This is a genomic window from Limnohabitans sp. B9-3, from assembly GCF_002778325.1.
Classification (GTDB): Bacteria; Pseudomonadota; Gammaproteobacteria; order Burkholderiales; family Burkholderiaceae_C; genus Limnohabitans; species Limnohabitans kasalickyi.
In genome coordinates this window covers 1-13,262 of record NZ_NESI01000008.1, presented here as the reverse complement: position 1 = coordinate 13,262, position 13,262 = coordinate 1, and the positions used below count along the sequence as shown (strand labels likewise).

General features: G+C 55.3%; 14 protein-coding genes. 9 read left to right on the top strand and 5 right to left on the bottom strand.

Features of this window, described 5'->3' with window-relative positions; translation table 11 throughout:
* Positions 1-2 precede the first annotated feature (2 nt).
* The 3 genes from groES to B9Z42_RS12310 form a co-directional block, all read right to left on the bottom strand.
* Positions 3-290, bottom strand: a complete 288-nt coding sequence (gene groES, locus B9Z42_RS12320; protein WP_100133709.1) for a co-chaperone GroES — start codon at positions 288-290, stop codon at positions 3-5.
* Positions 291-524: 234 nt separating this feature from the next.
* Positions 525-908 carry a hypothetical protein gene (locus B9Z42_RS12315; protein WP_100133708.1) on the bottom strand — a complete coding sequence of 128 codons (384 nt, stop codon included), beginning with the start codon at positions 906-908 and terminating at the stop codon, positions 525-527.
* Between the two features lie 104 nt (positions 909-1,012).
* Positions 1,013-3,067: a lytic transglycosylase domain-containing protein gene (locus B9Z42_RS12310; RefSeq protein WP_100133707.1), complete on the bottom strand. Its 2,055-nt coding sequence runs from the start codon at positions 3,065-3,067 to the stop codon at positions 1,013-1,015.
* A 13-nt stretch (positions 3,068-3,080) separates the two neighbouring features.
* Between B9Z42_RS12310 and B9Z42_RS12305 the strand changes: the two genes are divergently transcribed.
* The 3 genes from B9Z42_RS12305 (at position 3,081) to B9Z42_RS12295 (ending at position 5,712) form a co-directional block, all read left to right on the top strand.
* Positions 3,081-3,656, top strand: coding sequence for a 5-formyltetrahydrofolate cyclo-ligase (locus B9Z42_RS12305; protein WP_100133706.1), 576 nt, complete (start codon positions 3,081-3,083; stop codon positions 3,654-3,656).
* Between the two features lie 26 nt (positions 3,657-3,682).
* Positions 3,683-4,279 (top strand): TetR/AcrR family transcriptional regulator, encoded by a 597-nt coding sequence (locus B9Z42_RS12300; RefSeq protein WP_100133705.1) that lies wholly within the window; start codon positions 3,683-3,685, stop codon positions 4,277-4,279.
* Between the two features lie 440 nt (positions 4,280-4,719).
* The gene (locus tag B9Z42_RS12295) at positions 4,720-5,712 is read left to right on the top strand and encodes an MBL fold metallo-hydrolase (protein ID WP_100133704.1); all 993 of its coding nucleotides are present in this window, start codon (positions 4,720-4,722) and stop codon (positions 5,710-5,712) included.
* Between the two features lie 57 nt (positions 5,713-5,769).
* Here B9Z42_RS12295 and B9Z42_RS12290 read toward each other — a convergent pair whose 3' ends face one another.
* Entirely contained in the window at positions 5,770-6,660 is an 891-nt protein-coding gene (locus B9Z42_RS12290; RefSeq protein WP_143474088.1) for a DUF6279 family lipoprotein, read from the bottom strand.
* Between B9Z42_RS12290 and glmU the strand changes: the two genes are divergently transcribed.
* From glmU to B9Z42_RS12275, 3 genes are read left to right on the top strand one after another with little or no spacing between them, the layout of a single operon-like run.
* The gene (gene glmU / locus B9Z42_RS12285) at positions 6,659-8,056 is read left to right on the top strand and encodes a bifunctional UDP-N-acetylglucosamine diphosphorylase/glucosamine-1-phosphate N-acetyltransferase GlmU (RefSeq protein WP_369806874.1); all 1,398 of its coding nucleotides are present in this window, start codon (positions 6,659-6,661) and stop codon (positions 8,054-8,056) included. The genes B9Z42_RS12290 and glmU overlap by 2 nt on opposite strands.
* Before the next feature lie 48 nt (positions 8,057-8,104).
* Entirely contained in the window at positions 8,105-8,356 is a 252-nt protein-coding gene (locus B9Z42_RS12280) for a type II toxin-antitoxin system Phd/YefM family antitoxin (protein WP_100133701.1), read from the top strand.
* A complete protein-coding gene (locus B9Z42_RS12275; protein WP_100133700.1) occupies positions 8,343-8,759 on the top strand; it encodes a putative toxin-antitoxin system toxin component, PIN family in 417 nt (138 codons plus the stop codon). Before B9Z42_RS12280 ends, B9Z42_RS12275 begins: the two co-directional genes overlap by 14 nt.
* On the opposite strand, the gene B9Z42_RS12270 is transcribed toward B9Z42_RS12275, so the two are convergent.
* Positions 8,756-9,247 carry an Lrp/AsnC family transcriptional regulator gene (locus tag B9Z42_RS12270; RefSeq protein WP_100133699.1) on the bottom strand — a complete coding sequence of 164 codons (492 nt, stop codon included), beginning with the start codon at positions 9,245-9,247 and terminating at the stop codon, positions 8,756-8,758. The genes B9Z42_RS12275 and B9Z42_RS12270 overlap by 4 nt on opposite strands.
* 135 nt (positions 9,248-9,382) lie before the next feature.
* Between B9Z42_RS12270 and glmS the strand changes: the two genes are divergently transcribed.
* The 3 genes from glmS to B9Z42_RS12250 all read left to right on the top strand — a co-directional run bounded on the left by glmS (position 9,383) and on the right by B9Z42_RS12250 (position 13,159).
* Complete coding sequence (gene glmS / locus B9Z42_RS12265; RefSeq protein ID WP_100133698.1) at positions 9,383-11,275, top strand: glutamine--fructose-6-phosphate transaminase (isomerizing); 1,893 nt, start codon at positions 9,383-9,385, stop codon at positions 11,273-11,275.
* Positions 11,276-11,767: 492 nt separating this feature from the next.
* Entirely contained in the window at positions 11,768-12,499 is a 732-nt protein-coding gene (locus B9Z42_RS12255; protein WP_143474087.1) for a hypothetical protein, read from the top strand.
* 225 nt (positions 12,500-12,724) lie between these two features.
* Entirely contained in the window at positions 12,725-13,159 is a 435-nt protein-coding gene (locus tag B9Z42_RS12250; RefSeq protein WP_143474086.1) for a hypothetical protein, read from the top strand.
* Positions 13,160-13,262: the final 103 nt, after the last annotated feature.

Here is a 13,262-nt window from a genome sequence, read left to right as displayed (position 1 = left end):
AATCACTCGACTACAGCGAACAGGTCTTCTTCTTTCATGACCAACAGTTCGTCGCCAGCGACTTTGACGGTTTGGCCGCTGTATTTGCCGAACAACACGCGGTCGCCGACTTTCACTGTCAAAGCTTTGGTCTCGCCTTTGTCGTTGGTCTTGCCTGGGCCGACGGCCAAGACTTCACCTTGATCAGGCTTTTCAGCGGCTGAGTCAGGGATGACGATGCCAGAGGCGGTTTTTGTTTCGCTTTCGATACGTTTCACGATCACGCGGTCGCCGAGAGGACGAAGTTTCATTGCATCTCCAAATAAGAACTAAGGGGTTGAAAGCCAAGCGCCCACAGGGTGTGAGCGCCATTGATCCACTGGCTGGGTGTTAGCACTCCCTGCCATTGAGTGCTAATTTTAGGGCATGTCGGGGGATTTCAAGGGCGGGTTCGATACGATTCTTTATCAAAAAAAAGCACCGCCTAGGCGGTGCTTTCAAAATCTGGCCCGTTGATGGGCCTCATGAAGCATTGGTCTTTGGGCTCAGTTGTTGCGCCCCAAGGCCCACTGCAGATCTGCCATTTGACGGTGATCACCCATCGCGTAGGCCCACATACGGTCTTCGCGGTCGGCTTGGGCCCAGGCGCGTACGGCTTTGACGGCGTATTTGGCCATACCCCACATGGACATCAGCACAGCGGCCCATAAGACCACCCAAGCGCCGAGTTCTTGCCCCTGTTCTGCGTTTTCGACAATGTCATAGACCGAGGCCAGCAGGCTCAGTGCACCAAACAGTGCGAGCACCACCGCGTAGGTGCTTTCTTGTTGCAGACGCTTGACCCATGATTGGCCGAGTTCGATGGCACGCTCTGCGCGGGCCACACCGGGGTGGGTGGTGCTGTAAGTGAGGTGAACGAATGAGGTCATGAGGGTGCTCCTTAAATTGCAGTATCAAACCAAAGTAAGGAGAAGTATAGGGTTTACACCTATGCCTCATGAGAGCTAGGGTTATTACTTGCTTGGCTCTCGCATTAAGGCAACTCTAAGTTTTCCAAGACGGCATTCGCATCACGCGGACCCACGCGCCCGAGCTTGGCTTTGAGCGATTGCGGCTCACCCGTGATGAGCGCGGCGTAGTTGGTGGTGTTGGAGAGCACTTTTTTCACGTAATCGCGGGTTTCGTTGAAGGGCACGTTCTCGGCCCAGATGGCTGCTTCCAGCACGGGGCCGCTGCCGTCATTGGGTGCACGCCAGCGGCGTGAGCGGCTGGGGCCGGCGTTGTAGGCGGCGGCGGCCAAGGGCATGGAGCCCTCAAAGCTGTCGAGCACCAGTTTTAAATAACCCGTGCCAATGGCGATGTTGGTGTCGCGGTCGTTGATTTGGTCGGGCGTGAAGCCGGTCAAGCCAATTTTCTTGGCCGTCCATTTGGCCGTAGCTGGCATGACTTGCATCAGGCCGGAGGCGCCCACATGCGAACGCGCGTCTGTGATGAACCGGCTTTCTTGGCGAATCAGGCCATAGACATAAGAAGGGTCAAGGTTGATTTGCCGGGCACGCGCAATGACGGCGTCTTTGTGTGGCATTGGGAAGCGCTGCTCAAAGTCCATCACCTGTCGCGTGCGTTCGCTGGTGTTGATGCAGCGGTCCCACACTTGGTGATCGCAGGCAAGTTGGGCAGCGGCCAGCAAGTCGCGGTCGCTCATGGGGCCGGCTTGGCCTTGGGCGTTGACGAGGTTGGTGGCGTAGTTCCACTCGCGCACGCCTTCGGGGCGTAAGCCCATGGCGATCGCGTAGAGCGCGCGTTGCAGCGAGGGGTTGCGGCGTGCGGTTTCGACCTCCTCGGGGGTGGGCGGCAATGGACGTGCAGGCGTGGTCACTTTGCGACCCAACTCTTCGAGCGCGAGTTGTTCGTAAAAGCCACGAACGCCAGCGATGCTCTCCAACATGGCTGTGGCTTCTTGCTGCACTTGCGGGCTTGTTTTCTTACGGGCCAACAAAGCGCGAGCGTGCCAGTAAATCCAAGTTGGGTCACGCTTGACTTCTGCGCTCATGGCTTGGATGGCCGACTCCACCTCAGCCCAATTGGGCGTGTTGCCAGCACGCAAAGCGGCACGGGCTTTCCAAGCCAGCATGTCGTCGTTGAGGTCTTTGTCGCGGGCGACGCGGCCAAAGTGCTTCAGCGTATCGTCCTCGAGCTTCATGGCCGATTGCCTGCCAATCACGCCCCACACCCAGTGGCGCTCTTCGGTGGTGAGGTAGGGCTGCCACTTGGTGCGCAGCAGTTTGTCGGCGTCATCGGGGTCGGTAGCGGCCACTTTGACCAAGGCCATCACCACCAACTCTTGACGCACTTTTTGGGGCGCGGCAATGTGACGCTTCAAAAACTGGGTGGGGTTGTTGTGAATATCGGCCACCGCGTTGACGGCATCGGGCGCCACGATTTGTACGGCGTTGCGTGCGGAGCGGGGACGGCTTTGCTCCATCATCAAACGGGCTTTGCGCCAAATGTCCAGCGCGTTGAACTGTTTGGCGTCGTACAAACGGTCGGCGGCGAAGGTGCAGCCGTCATCAGCTTCTCGCATGCCCATCCAGCTGCGGCGTACCTCGTCAGCCATGCCCGGGTTGGCTTGCGGGCCTTTTTGCATCAGTTCAACGGCCAAGATGTAGCAACGCAGCTCGCGGTCATCGCGCATGCGGTAGTGCGGGTGTTCATTGGCCAGCGTGCTCCAGTCGCGACGGCTGCCCAGCAGCAGCAGCCAGTCGTTGCGCAAGCGGTCTTCTTGGTAGGAGCTGGGGTAGGTGGCGAAGAAGCTGCGAATTTCCGCCGTGCTGGCTTCGTCCAAGCGCGCTTTGAGCTCCCAATAGGCGGCCCACGCTTCGAGGGGGTGGCCTTTGGCTTGGGGCATCAGCGCAGTCAAACGCTTTTTGTCGCCGCGTTTGAAGGCTTGGGCCATCTCGGTGATCACCGCATCGGTTTGCGGGTTGGTGATGACGGTAGCGGCCTGAGCCGTGGCGACCGCTGGGAGCAAGGGACTGCAAGCCACCAAGGCGCTTGCAAACAGTGACACAATGACAGAGAACTTCATGCACTGATTATCTGTGGACAAAAAAACTTTGCGCCAGCAGCTCATAGAAGAGCGTTTGAACATGCCCGATCGTCTGGCACGGGCTGATATGTTGCAACGCGTGCTGCGCATTTGGTTGTTCGACCGCCCCGACACGGTCATCGGTGCCTATTGGCCCATCAAAGGCGAGTTTGACCCGCTGCCCGCCCTGCACCGCTGGAAAGAAGACGGCGAGCTGTCTGACCAGCCGCAGCGCCGGCGCATTGGCCTGCCCGTGGTCGACAAAGCGCACAAAACCCTCACGTTTCACGCTTGGTACCCCGGCTGCCCCATGGAAGAAGACGCCTACGGCATTCCCAAGCCCAAAGACACCGAAGTGATCGTGCCCACCTTGCTGTTCGTGCCCTGCGTGGGCTACGGCGCAGGTGGTTTCCGTTTGGGCTACGGCGGCGGTTTTTACGACCGCACCTTGGCCACCTTGCAACCCAAGCCCTTCACCGCAGGTTTGGGCTTCACCCACGGCTTCTTGCCCGACCTGATGCCCGAGCCGCACGACATGCCACTGGACGCGCTGTTGAACGACAACGGTGTGGTTTGGCCCATGCGCTGAGCAGCAGGCTCTGCTGAATCTTTGACATGGCTCGACCCAAATCTGCCACCCACGACCTCAAGCGCGACGAAATCTTAGACATCGCCGCGCAGTGCTTTGCCGACGGCAGCTACCCCGCCACCAGCATGAACACCATCGCGGCCGCGGGCGGCACCTCCAAAGCGCGGCTGTATCACTATTACGACAGCAAAGAGGCCATCCTGTTTGACTTGCTCGACCGCTACACCCAACGCTTGTTGGCCTTGATCGGCGAGTCACAAGCCGTGGCCCAGCGTGGCAATTTGGACGACCGCGCCTCGCTGCACGAGTTGATTCGCCGCTTCTTGCAAGAGTACGAAAACTCAGCCACCCGCCATGTGGCGTTGGTGAGTGACACGCAGTTTTTAGGCCCCGAGCAACGCGCCTTGATCGTCGGCCGTCAGCGCGACGTGGTGGCTGCCTTCACCCTGTTCTTGAAACGCGCCTATCCCGACCGTTTGACGCCCACCAACCAAACTGCGGTGACGATGATGTTGTTTGGCATGATCAACTGGACCTTCACGTGGTTGCGACCTGATGGGGCTATGAGTTACACGGCGTTTGCGGATGAGGTGATTGGGATGTTGGAGCGGGGGTTGGTTTGAGTTCTTTGTCCTTGTCCTGATTGCTTGTGCTTTCGCTTTTGCTTCGACAGGGTGAGCGGGCGGGGCGCTTGGCGGTTCCTTCGCTGCGCTCTTAACGTCACCGCCAAGCGCCCCGCCCACTCACCCTGTCTACGGATTGTTGTGGGATCAGGGACAGAGATTGCGCTTGTGGTTTTGCCGCAATGTTCGTAACCGTTTCAATGTCAGAAACTTCTCGAACTTCATTTTTGGACTGTTGTGTACGCCCACTCTTCAAGGGATGAGGCACAGGCCCCACGGCGACGTTAAGAGTGCAGCGAAGGAGTCGTGGGGCCTGTGCCTCGTCCCTTGCCCCCAAGAAATGTCTTAAAACCAAGCCAGAAGTAATTCACCATTAAATAACCAATTTCGTTTAGTTAAACTTCTAGCAACAAACAAACCCCAACAAGGAGACACAAAACATGTCCACCGCCCCCACCAAAGCCTTTGCCAGTCAAGCCGACTTGACCGAGAAAAAAATCAAGTTTGAGCAACTCAGCGCCCACTGCTGGGCCTACACCGCCGAGGGCGACCCCAACTCTGGCGTGATCATTGGCGACAAATTCATCATGGTCAGCGACGCCACGGCCACACCTGCATTGGCCCGTGACTTGATCGCCAAAATTCGCACCGTCAGCGACAAGCCCATTAAATACGTCTTGCTCACCCACTACCACGCGGTGCGCGTGTTGGGTGCCAGCGCTTACGCGGCCGAAGGCGCGACCGAGATCATTGCCAGCCGTGGCACGTATGAGCTCATCGTCGAGCGCGGTGCGCAAGACATGCAAAGCGAGATCGAGCGCTTTCCCCGCTTGTTCCAAGGTGTCGAGAGCATCCCCGGTTTGACGTGGCCCACCATGGTGATCGGCGACGGCAAGCCTGGTCGCCAAGGTTCGTTGACCCTCGACTTGGGTGGCGTGAAGGTTGAGATTTGGCACCCCGGTTCAGGTCACACGCGTGGCGACACCATCGCTTGGGTGGAAGAGGAAAAAGTATTGTTCAGCGGCGACTTGGTGGAGTACGAAGCCGGTGTGTACACCGGTGACGCCCAACTCGAAGAGTGGCCCGCCACGCTGGACGCGTTGAAAGCGCTCAACGCCGAAGCCATCGTGCCCGGCCGCGGTGAAGCCATGAAGGGCAACGCCGATGTGAACAAGGCTTTGGATTACACCCAACGCTGGGTCGACACCTTGTTCCGTTGTGGCAAAGAGGCTGCGGCGCAGGGCATGGATTTAAAAGCTTCCATGGAACATACGCGCAAAAGCATGGACCCCATTTTTGGCCATGTCTTCATCTACGAACACTGCCTACCCTTCGACGTGAGCCGCGCTTATGACGAAGCCCAAGGTATCAAAAACCCACGCATTTGGACCGCCCAGCGCGACAAAGAAATGTGGGCTGCGCTGCAGGCTTAAAGCCTAGGCCCAAGCCTCAGACTTCAACCTTTCGCGTGCTGGCATGTCCAGCACGTTTTACTTTTGGCCCATCAACGTGCGAAAGTCGTTCTCATAGCCCTGCAGGCTCTCCGCCAAGCGCTTGCGTTGCGCGGGCGTGGTGCTGTTGTGCAGCTTGGCAAAGCCTTCGCAGTTCTCTTGCCACAGTGCGCGGTTGTAGGCGCGGAAGCGCTCGTTGGGTGAGTTGAAGCTGCGCTCAATCAAGCCATGCCACAGTGCCTGGGCTTGTGCGGAGGCGCTGCCTTCTTGGGTCATGCGTTGCAGGGTTTGCATGGTGTCGGCTTGGCGGCGCTCGCGCTCAGCGTAGCTCATGGCGGGGTCAAACACCGACTCGCTCAGCCAGTGGCGCAGCACCTCGCGTTGTGGGGTGTCGAGGCGGCCATAAAAATCTTCTAAGCGGTTCAGTGCTTGTTTGTTGCGGTATTGCAGACGCTCGTCGGCACCGATGTCTAGCCAGTCTTTGCGCCAATCCTTCGCGGTTTTTTCAAACTTCTTGCGGACACTGCGCAGTTGCTCGGGTTTGAATTGCACAACCAAGCGCGTGCTCGCAGGTTCGACAAAACGCAGCAACGTGGCGAAGCTGGTTTTTCCTTCTTCGGTCACAGCGCAGACTTGCGCGGGCGTGATGTCACTGGCCGCCATCGCACGCACTTTTTGTAGCAAGGCAACATACTCAGGCAGCTGCTCTTGGCGGTGCCAGCGTTGCAACTCGGTCAGTGTGTCGCGGGTGAGTTGCTTTTGACCGTCCTGCAAGTCGGCATAACTGTTGACCCACCAATACAACAAGTCGTCGCTGTTGTTGTAAGCCACTTTGATCGTGCTGCAACCTGTCAACGCCACCAGCGCAACCAAGGTCAGCCAGAGCGAGGCTTGGCGGATAATTCTTCGCAATAAAAGGATGAATAGCATGACAGCGTTAGATGTGGTGATCATGGCTGCCGGTAAAGGCACCCGTATGAAGAGCAGTATGCCTAAGGTTTTGCACCGATTGGCCGGCAAGGCTTTGGTGCAGCATGTGATCGATACCGCGCGCAGCTTGAAGGCGCGCCACACCATCGTCATCACCGGCCACGGCGCCGACCAAGTCGAGCCTGCCTTGTTGTCTGCCAACCCCAATGACCACTTGCAGTTCGCCCGCCAAATGCCCCAGCTTGGCACCGGCCACGCCGTGCAGCAAACCGTGCCTATGTTGTCCGATGACGCGGTGGTCGTCGTGCTGTCGGGCGATGTGCCCTTGACGCAAGCCGACACCCTGCAAGCGCTGATCGACCTGTGTGACGGCAAACAGCTGGCTTTGTTGACGATTGAGTTTGACGACCCCACCGGCTACGGCCGCATCGTGCGCAGCCTGAGCGGCCAAGTGCACGCCATCGTTGAGCACAAAGATGCCAACGATGCGCAACGTGCCATTCAAGAGGTGTACAGCGGCATCATGGCCGTGCCTGCTAAGTTGCTCAAACCGTGGCTGGCGCGCTTGGACAACAACAACGCGCAACAAGAGTTTTATTTGACTGACGTTGTCAAGTTTGCCGAGGCCGATGGTGTGCCCGTGGTGGCTCACAAAATCAACGACGTGGCACAAGTGGCGGGCGTCAACAGCCCCACGCAGTTGGCCGAGTTGGAGCGCACGTTTCAGCTGCGCCAAGCGCAAGCGTTCATGGCTGCCGGTGTGCGCATCATCGACCCCGCGCGTTTTGATGTGCGCGGCACGCTGACCTGCGCGCAAGACGTTGAGATTGATGTGAACTGCATTTTCCAAGGCAACGTGTCATTGGGCCAAGGCGTGAAAATTGGCGCGAACTGCGTCATTGCCAACTGCTCCATTGAAGCGGGTGCAGTGATTCACCCCTTCACCCACATCGACGGCGAAAAGCTGGGGGTGACCGTTGGCGAGGGTTCGCTGATTGGTCCGTTCGCCCGCTTGCGCCCAGGCGCACAACTGGCAGCCGAGGTGCACATTGGCAACTTTGTGGAAGTCAAAAACTCCACCCTAGCCAAAGGCGCAAAAGCCAACCACTTGGCCTACTTGGGCGACGCCACCGTGGGCGAGCGCGTCAACTACGGTGCAGGCAGCATCACCGCCAACTACGACGGCGCGAACAAACACCGCACCGTCATCGAAGCCGATGTGCATGTGGGCAGCAACTGCGTGTTAGTCGCGCCCGTCACCATTGGCGCGGGCGGTACAGTGGGTGGTGGCTCGACGATCACCAAGAGCACTGAAGCGGGGGCTTTGAGCGTGGCACGGGGTAAGCAGGTGAGCATTGCCAACTACAAGCGGCCTGAGAAAAAGCCAAAACCCTAAAATCAGCACCAATCGAACGATTCGTTCGTTTGGTGCTAAAGTTTGGGCATGCAAACCTTTTCTGCCAACGAAGCTAAAACCCAGTTTGGGCAATTCATCGACCTCGCGCAGCGCGAGCCCGTGCGTGTGATGCGTCGTGATCGGGTGGTGGGTGTGATGGTCTCAGCGCAAGATTACGAAGCGATGCGCGAGTTCTACGCCAATCGCCTGCAGCACACTTTGGCCGACACCGCTGCGCAAGCCGAGCGTGCGGGCATGACACCAGAGCTGTTGGAAGATTTGTTGCGTGACGAGTCTTAAGCTGGTCATTGACACCAACCTCTTCATTAGCGCTGCGCTCTCATCGCAAGGCGCACCAGCAAAGTTGGTTCGGGAGGCTCTGGCGCATCACCGTTTGGTGTTTTCGCAGCCGACATTTGATGAGCTGCGCACGCGGCTTTATCGGCCCAAATTTGACCGCTACATCAGCCTTGAATTACGTGAGAGTTTGCTGCACGATTTGAATGCGTCTGCGGTCTGGGTGGACATTGGTGAATCTGCCGTTTATTGCCGCGACCGAGACGATGACAAGTTCATCGAAACAGCGCTCAAGGCGCAAGCACACTACCTAGTCAGCGGCGACAACGATTTGCTAGAAGCCGCACCGTTACCCTCGTTGTCAATTATTTCTGCCCAACAAGCGTTGGCCGTCTTGGGCATTTAAGTTTGGCGCAGCACCGGCCACGTGCTGGTGAACTTCGCCCGCTTGGTCGCAAAAAACGCTTTCACATTTCGCACATTCGCATCCTGCGTGAGCAGGCGTTGCGTGATGGCCAGATAGTCGGGCATGTCCGCCGCTTGCACCACCAACACAAAGTCTGGCCCAGGCGACACCCGCCAACATTGCTGCACGGCGTCGTCGGCGCAGGCACGTTGTTCGAAGGCGTCTAGGTGCTCAGTGCCTTGTGCGTCTAGCGTCACCTCGACCAAAGACGTCAAACCGTGGCCCAGTGCAGCACCCAACTTATCGGAATTGAGCACCGCAATTTGTCGCTCAATCCAGCCCTCATCCGTCAGTCGTTTGACGCGGCGTAGGCAGGTGGGCGGCGAAATTTTGAAACGCTCGGCCAAGGCTACGTTGCTGAGCGTGGCGTCGTGCTGCAGGGCGTCAAGCAGCTTCAGATCGGTCTCGTCTAGAAATTCTTGTTTCATAAAGTTAATTGGATTGAAATTAAATTCCAAAATATGTAACTGATGGAATTTTCGTTCAAATAGTGAGATAAATAAACAAGAAATTTCTAGTTGAAGTGATTAATATTTGGGCAACCCAATTTAGGAGTGCTCTTTATGTGTGGCATCGTCGGCGCCGTTTCTATCCGCAACATCGTTCCCATCCTCGTGCAAGGTTTGCAGCGGCTGGAATACCGTGGCTACGACTCATGCGGCGTGGCGGTGCACTCGGCCAGTTTGGGTGCCAAGCAGGGCGGTTTGCAACGTGCGCGCAGCACGGCACGCGTGTCTGAGCTGATGGACCAAGTCAAGGCCGATCACATCGAAGGCGGCACCGGCATTGCGCACACACGTTGGGCCACACACGGTGCGCCTGCAGTGCACAACGCGCATCCCCACTTCAGCCACGGCACGGGTGCAGGCGCGGGCGTTTATTCAGGCGGCTCGCCAGCCAAAGTAGGTCGCGTGGCATTGGTCCACAACGGCATCATCGAAAACCACGACGAACTGCGCGCCGCGCTGCAAGCCAAGGGCTACGAGTTCTTGAGCCAAACCGACACCGAGGTCATTGCCCACTTGGTGGACAGCCTCTACAACGGCGATTTGTTTGAGGCCGTCAAAGCCGCCATCGTTCAGTTGCATGGCGCTTACGCCATTGCCGTGTTCCACAAAGACGAACCTCACCGCGTGATCGGCGCTCGCGCAGGCTCACCGCTCATCTTGGGCGTGGGCAAAGAGCACAGCGAAACTTTCCTCGCTAGCGACGCCATGGCCTTGGCCGGCGTGACCGACCAAATCGTCTACCTCGAAGAGGGCGATGTGGTGGACATTCAAATCGGCAAATACTGGGTGCAAGACCGCAGCCACAAAGCCGTCACACGCGAAGTCAAAACCGTGCAAGCGCACAGCGGCGCAGCCGAGTTGGGCCCTTACCGCCACTACATGCAAAAAGAAATCTTCGAGCAGCCGCGCGCGATTGCCGACACGCTCGAAGGCATCGAGGGCATCACGCCCGAGTTGTTTGGTGACGGTGCGTACAGCGTGTTCAAAGCCGTCGACAACGTGCTCATCCTCGCCTGCGGCACCAGCTATTACAGCGGCTGCGTGGCCAAGTATTGGATTGAAGCCATTGCCAAAATCCCTTGCCAAGTGGAAATTGCCAGCGAGTACCGCTACCGCGAATCCGTGCCCAACCCCAACAGCTTGGTGGTCACCATCACGCAAAGTGGCGAGACGGCCGACACCTTGGCAGCCCTGCGCCACGCGCAAAGTTTGGGCATGGATAAAACGCTCACCATTTGCAACGTGTCCACCAGCGCCATGGTGCGCGAGTGCAAGCTGGCCTACGTCACGCGCGCAGGCGCAGAGATTGGCGTGGCTTCCACCAAAGCTTTCACCACGCAGCTGGCAGGTTTGTTCTTGCTTACCTTGGCCTTGGCACAAACCAAAGGCCGTTTGAGCGACGAAGAAGAAGCCAAGCACATCAAAGACATGCGCCACTTGCCCGCTGCCTTGCAAGCCGTGCTGGCGCTAGAGCCTCAGCTCATCGCGTGGTCACAAGACTTTGCCAGCAAAGAAAACGCCTTGTTCTTGGGCCGTGGCACGCATTACCCCATCGCGCTCGAAGGCGCGTTGAAGCTCAAAGAAATCACCTACATCCACGCCGAGGCCTATGCCGCGGGTGAGTTGAAGCATGGCCCCTTGGCCTTGGTCACCAGCGCCATGCCGGTGGTGACGGTCGCGCCTAATGACGCCTTGCTAGAAAAGCTCAAGAGCAACATGCAAGAAGTCCGCGCCCGTGGCGGCGTGTTGTATGTGCTGGCCGATGGCGACACAAAGATTGAAAGCAGCGAAGGCGTGAACGTCATTCGCATGCCCGAGCACTATGGCGTGCTCTCACCCATCTTGCACGTCGTGCCCTTGCAGCTACTCAGCTATCACACGGCGTGTGCGCGGGGGACGGATGTGGACAAGCCGCGGAATTTGGCAAAAAGCGTAACGGTGGAATAATTTCCTTTTGACCTTCTTTGGGGTCAAAACGGAACCTTCTGTATACCTTTGTGTTCAAGTGAGGGTTAAGACCAAGGCGCTGTCTTTGGTCTACCTAAATCCAGACCATCAAGCCCTGATCGAACGCATCATGCGGCTTTATGAAAAGGGTTGGATTCCCAAGAAGATTTCTGAGCATCTGAATGCCCTAGGAGTGAATTCGTGGACGGGAAAGCAGTTCTACCCAGAGCTAGTCTTTGGGATCATCAGGAAGGCTAGGCGAAAGACTGAGCGGGGAGTTAGCGTCGTACTGGATATGCGGTGCGAGTTGGTTAAAGGCAGACCCATTACACGAACAGAAATATAAAGAAGCAAAACTTAGTGAATAGCACCCTGTAATTTGAAAAATTTAGAAACTAGATCATAATTTGCCTGCAGCATAGGATTCGAGTAGAAATACTCAGCATCTGATGATGAGTGGTTAGTAATTCTATTCTATTAATTGGAGCAAAAATGATTTTAATAACAAGAAGTTTTAAGGTACTTATTATTTCAGCATCATTTTGGATTTCAGGGTGTGCGACTCAGATGCAAAGAGACGAGGTAAATGTGATTGGGTCTGAAAATATTAAACAAAAAAATTACATAATCGGCCAGAAAATATCAGTAACTGTGGGAGAGCCAATGATCAAATTTCAAGATTATTGGACAACTACTAGTGAGAAATCTGTAGCTACTGTGAATAAGTTGGTCCACATTAAAGGTGGACCAATAGACATAACATTAGTGCCTGGAAAACAATACTCCGTTGTAGGAAATGTTGTTCAAGAAAATGTTAAATATATGTTAGTGAGAAGCGATGCTGGTAATTTGGTAATGGTCAAACCAGATGGCACTTTAAGGGATAGAGTTGGGGGGCAGGTTAATAATAATGACGTTGTAACAGTGGTTTGGACAATGACAATCTCTGATTCCAGTGCGGTTGTGACAAAAGAAAAGGCTTTGGAAATTAATTCAAGTAAAGGATATGAAAATTTCGAATTACTTTATACGGGTCTAAGCGCTGGGAGTATGAATGTAACCTATCGTGAATTTAGTCCTGATGGGCTGGCAAGAGTGGCTTTTTTTCAAAATCTTACTTACCCAGTCGCAGCAAAAACCGTGTCATTCAAAAAATATAAATTAGACATACAATCTGCGACCGCAGAAAATATAGTTTTTACGGTTCTGGAGGATGGCCGATAAGTTTAAGCACCCAATGATCACCATCCCAGCAGGCATATAGCATATGTTCAGATAACGGAAAAATCAGTAAATATAACTTGCTTTGAGGTAGGTGGAGTGCCGAATTTTTTCGGATTTACCGAAGGACTCGCTGCTGTAAGAGTAGGATGTGAAAGTGATGGCCACTGGGGATATATTAATCAACTAACTAAGAGTAAATGATCTTCAAACTACGTAATGGTTAATATGCAGACATTCACAAAAATTCAAGTAGCTACTATTTCATTAATTCAAGCTAAGGAAGCATTCATTAGGAATGACTTTGTGTCTGCCACCATATTATCAGGAGCTGCGCAGCAAATAGTTAGGGACATTTGTAAAAGCAGAGGAATAGAGCCAACACTCAAGACCATTAGTAATGTAAGTGGGCATTCAGGACAGTTGGTTCACGATCTAGTGACTGATGCATATAACAAGATGAAGCACGCAGATAAAGATCCAGAAGGAGTCGTTGAAGTTTCACAGGATGAGCCCAGAGCTTTGATGACACTGGCTGCCACTGACTTAATGAGACTTAAAGAGATAACGTCAAAAGAGATTTCTGAGTTTGTTGAATTCGTCCGAACAATCAAATCTCCGACAAATCTTTCATCATCTGGGCGTGTCCTAGATTTTGTGTAAACGGTCTAATGGCAGGAAACTGCCTTCATCTTCAAAGGAAGAGAAATGACCGTAAGCAACGAACTCATAGACCGCCTGTTGGCGGATTACAAAAAACCTGAAG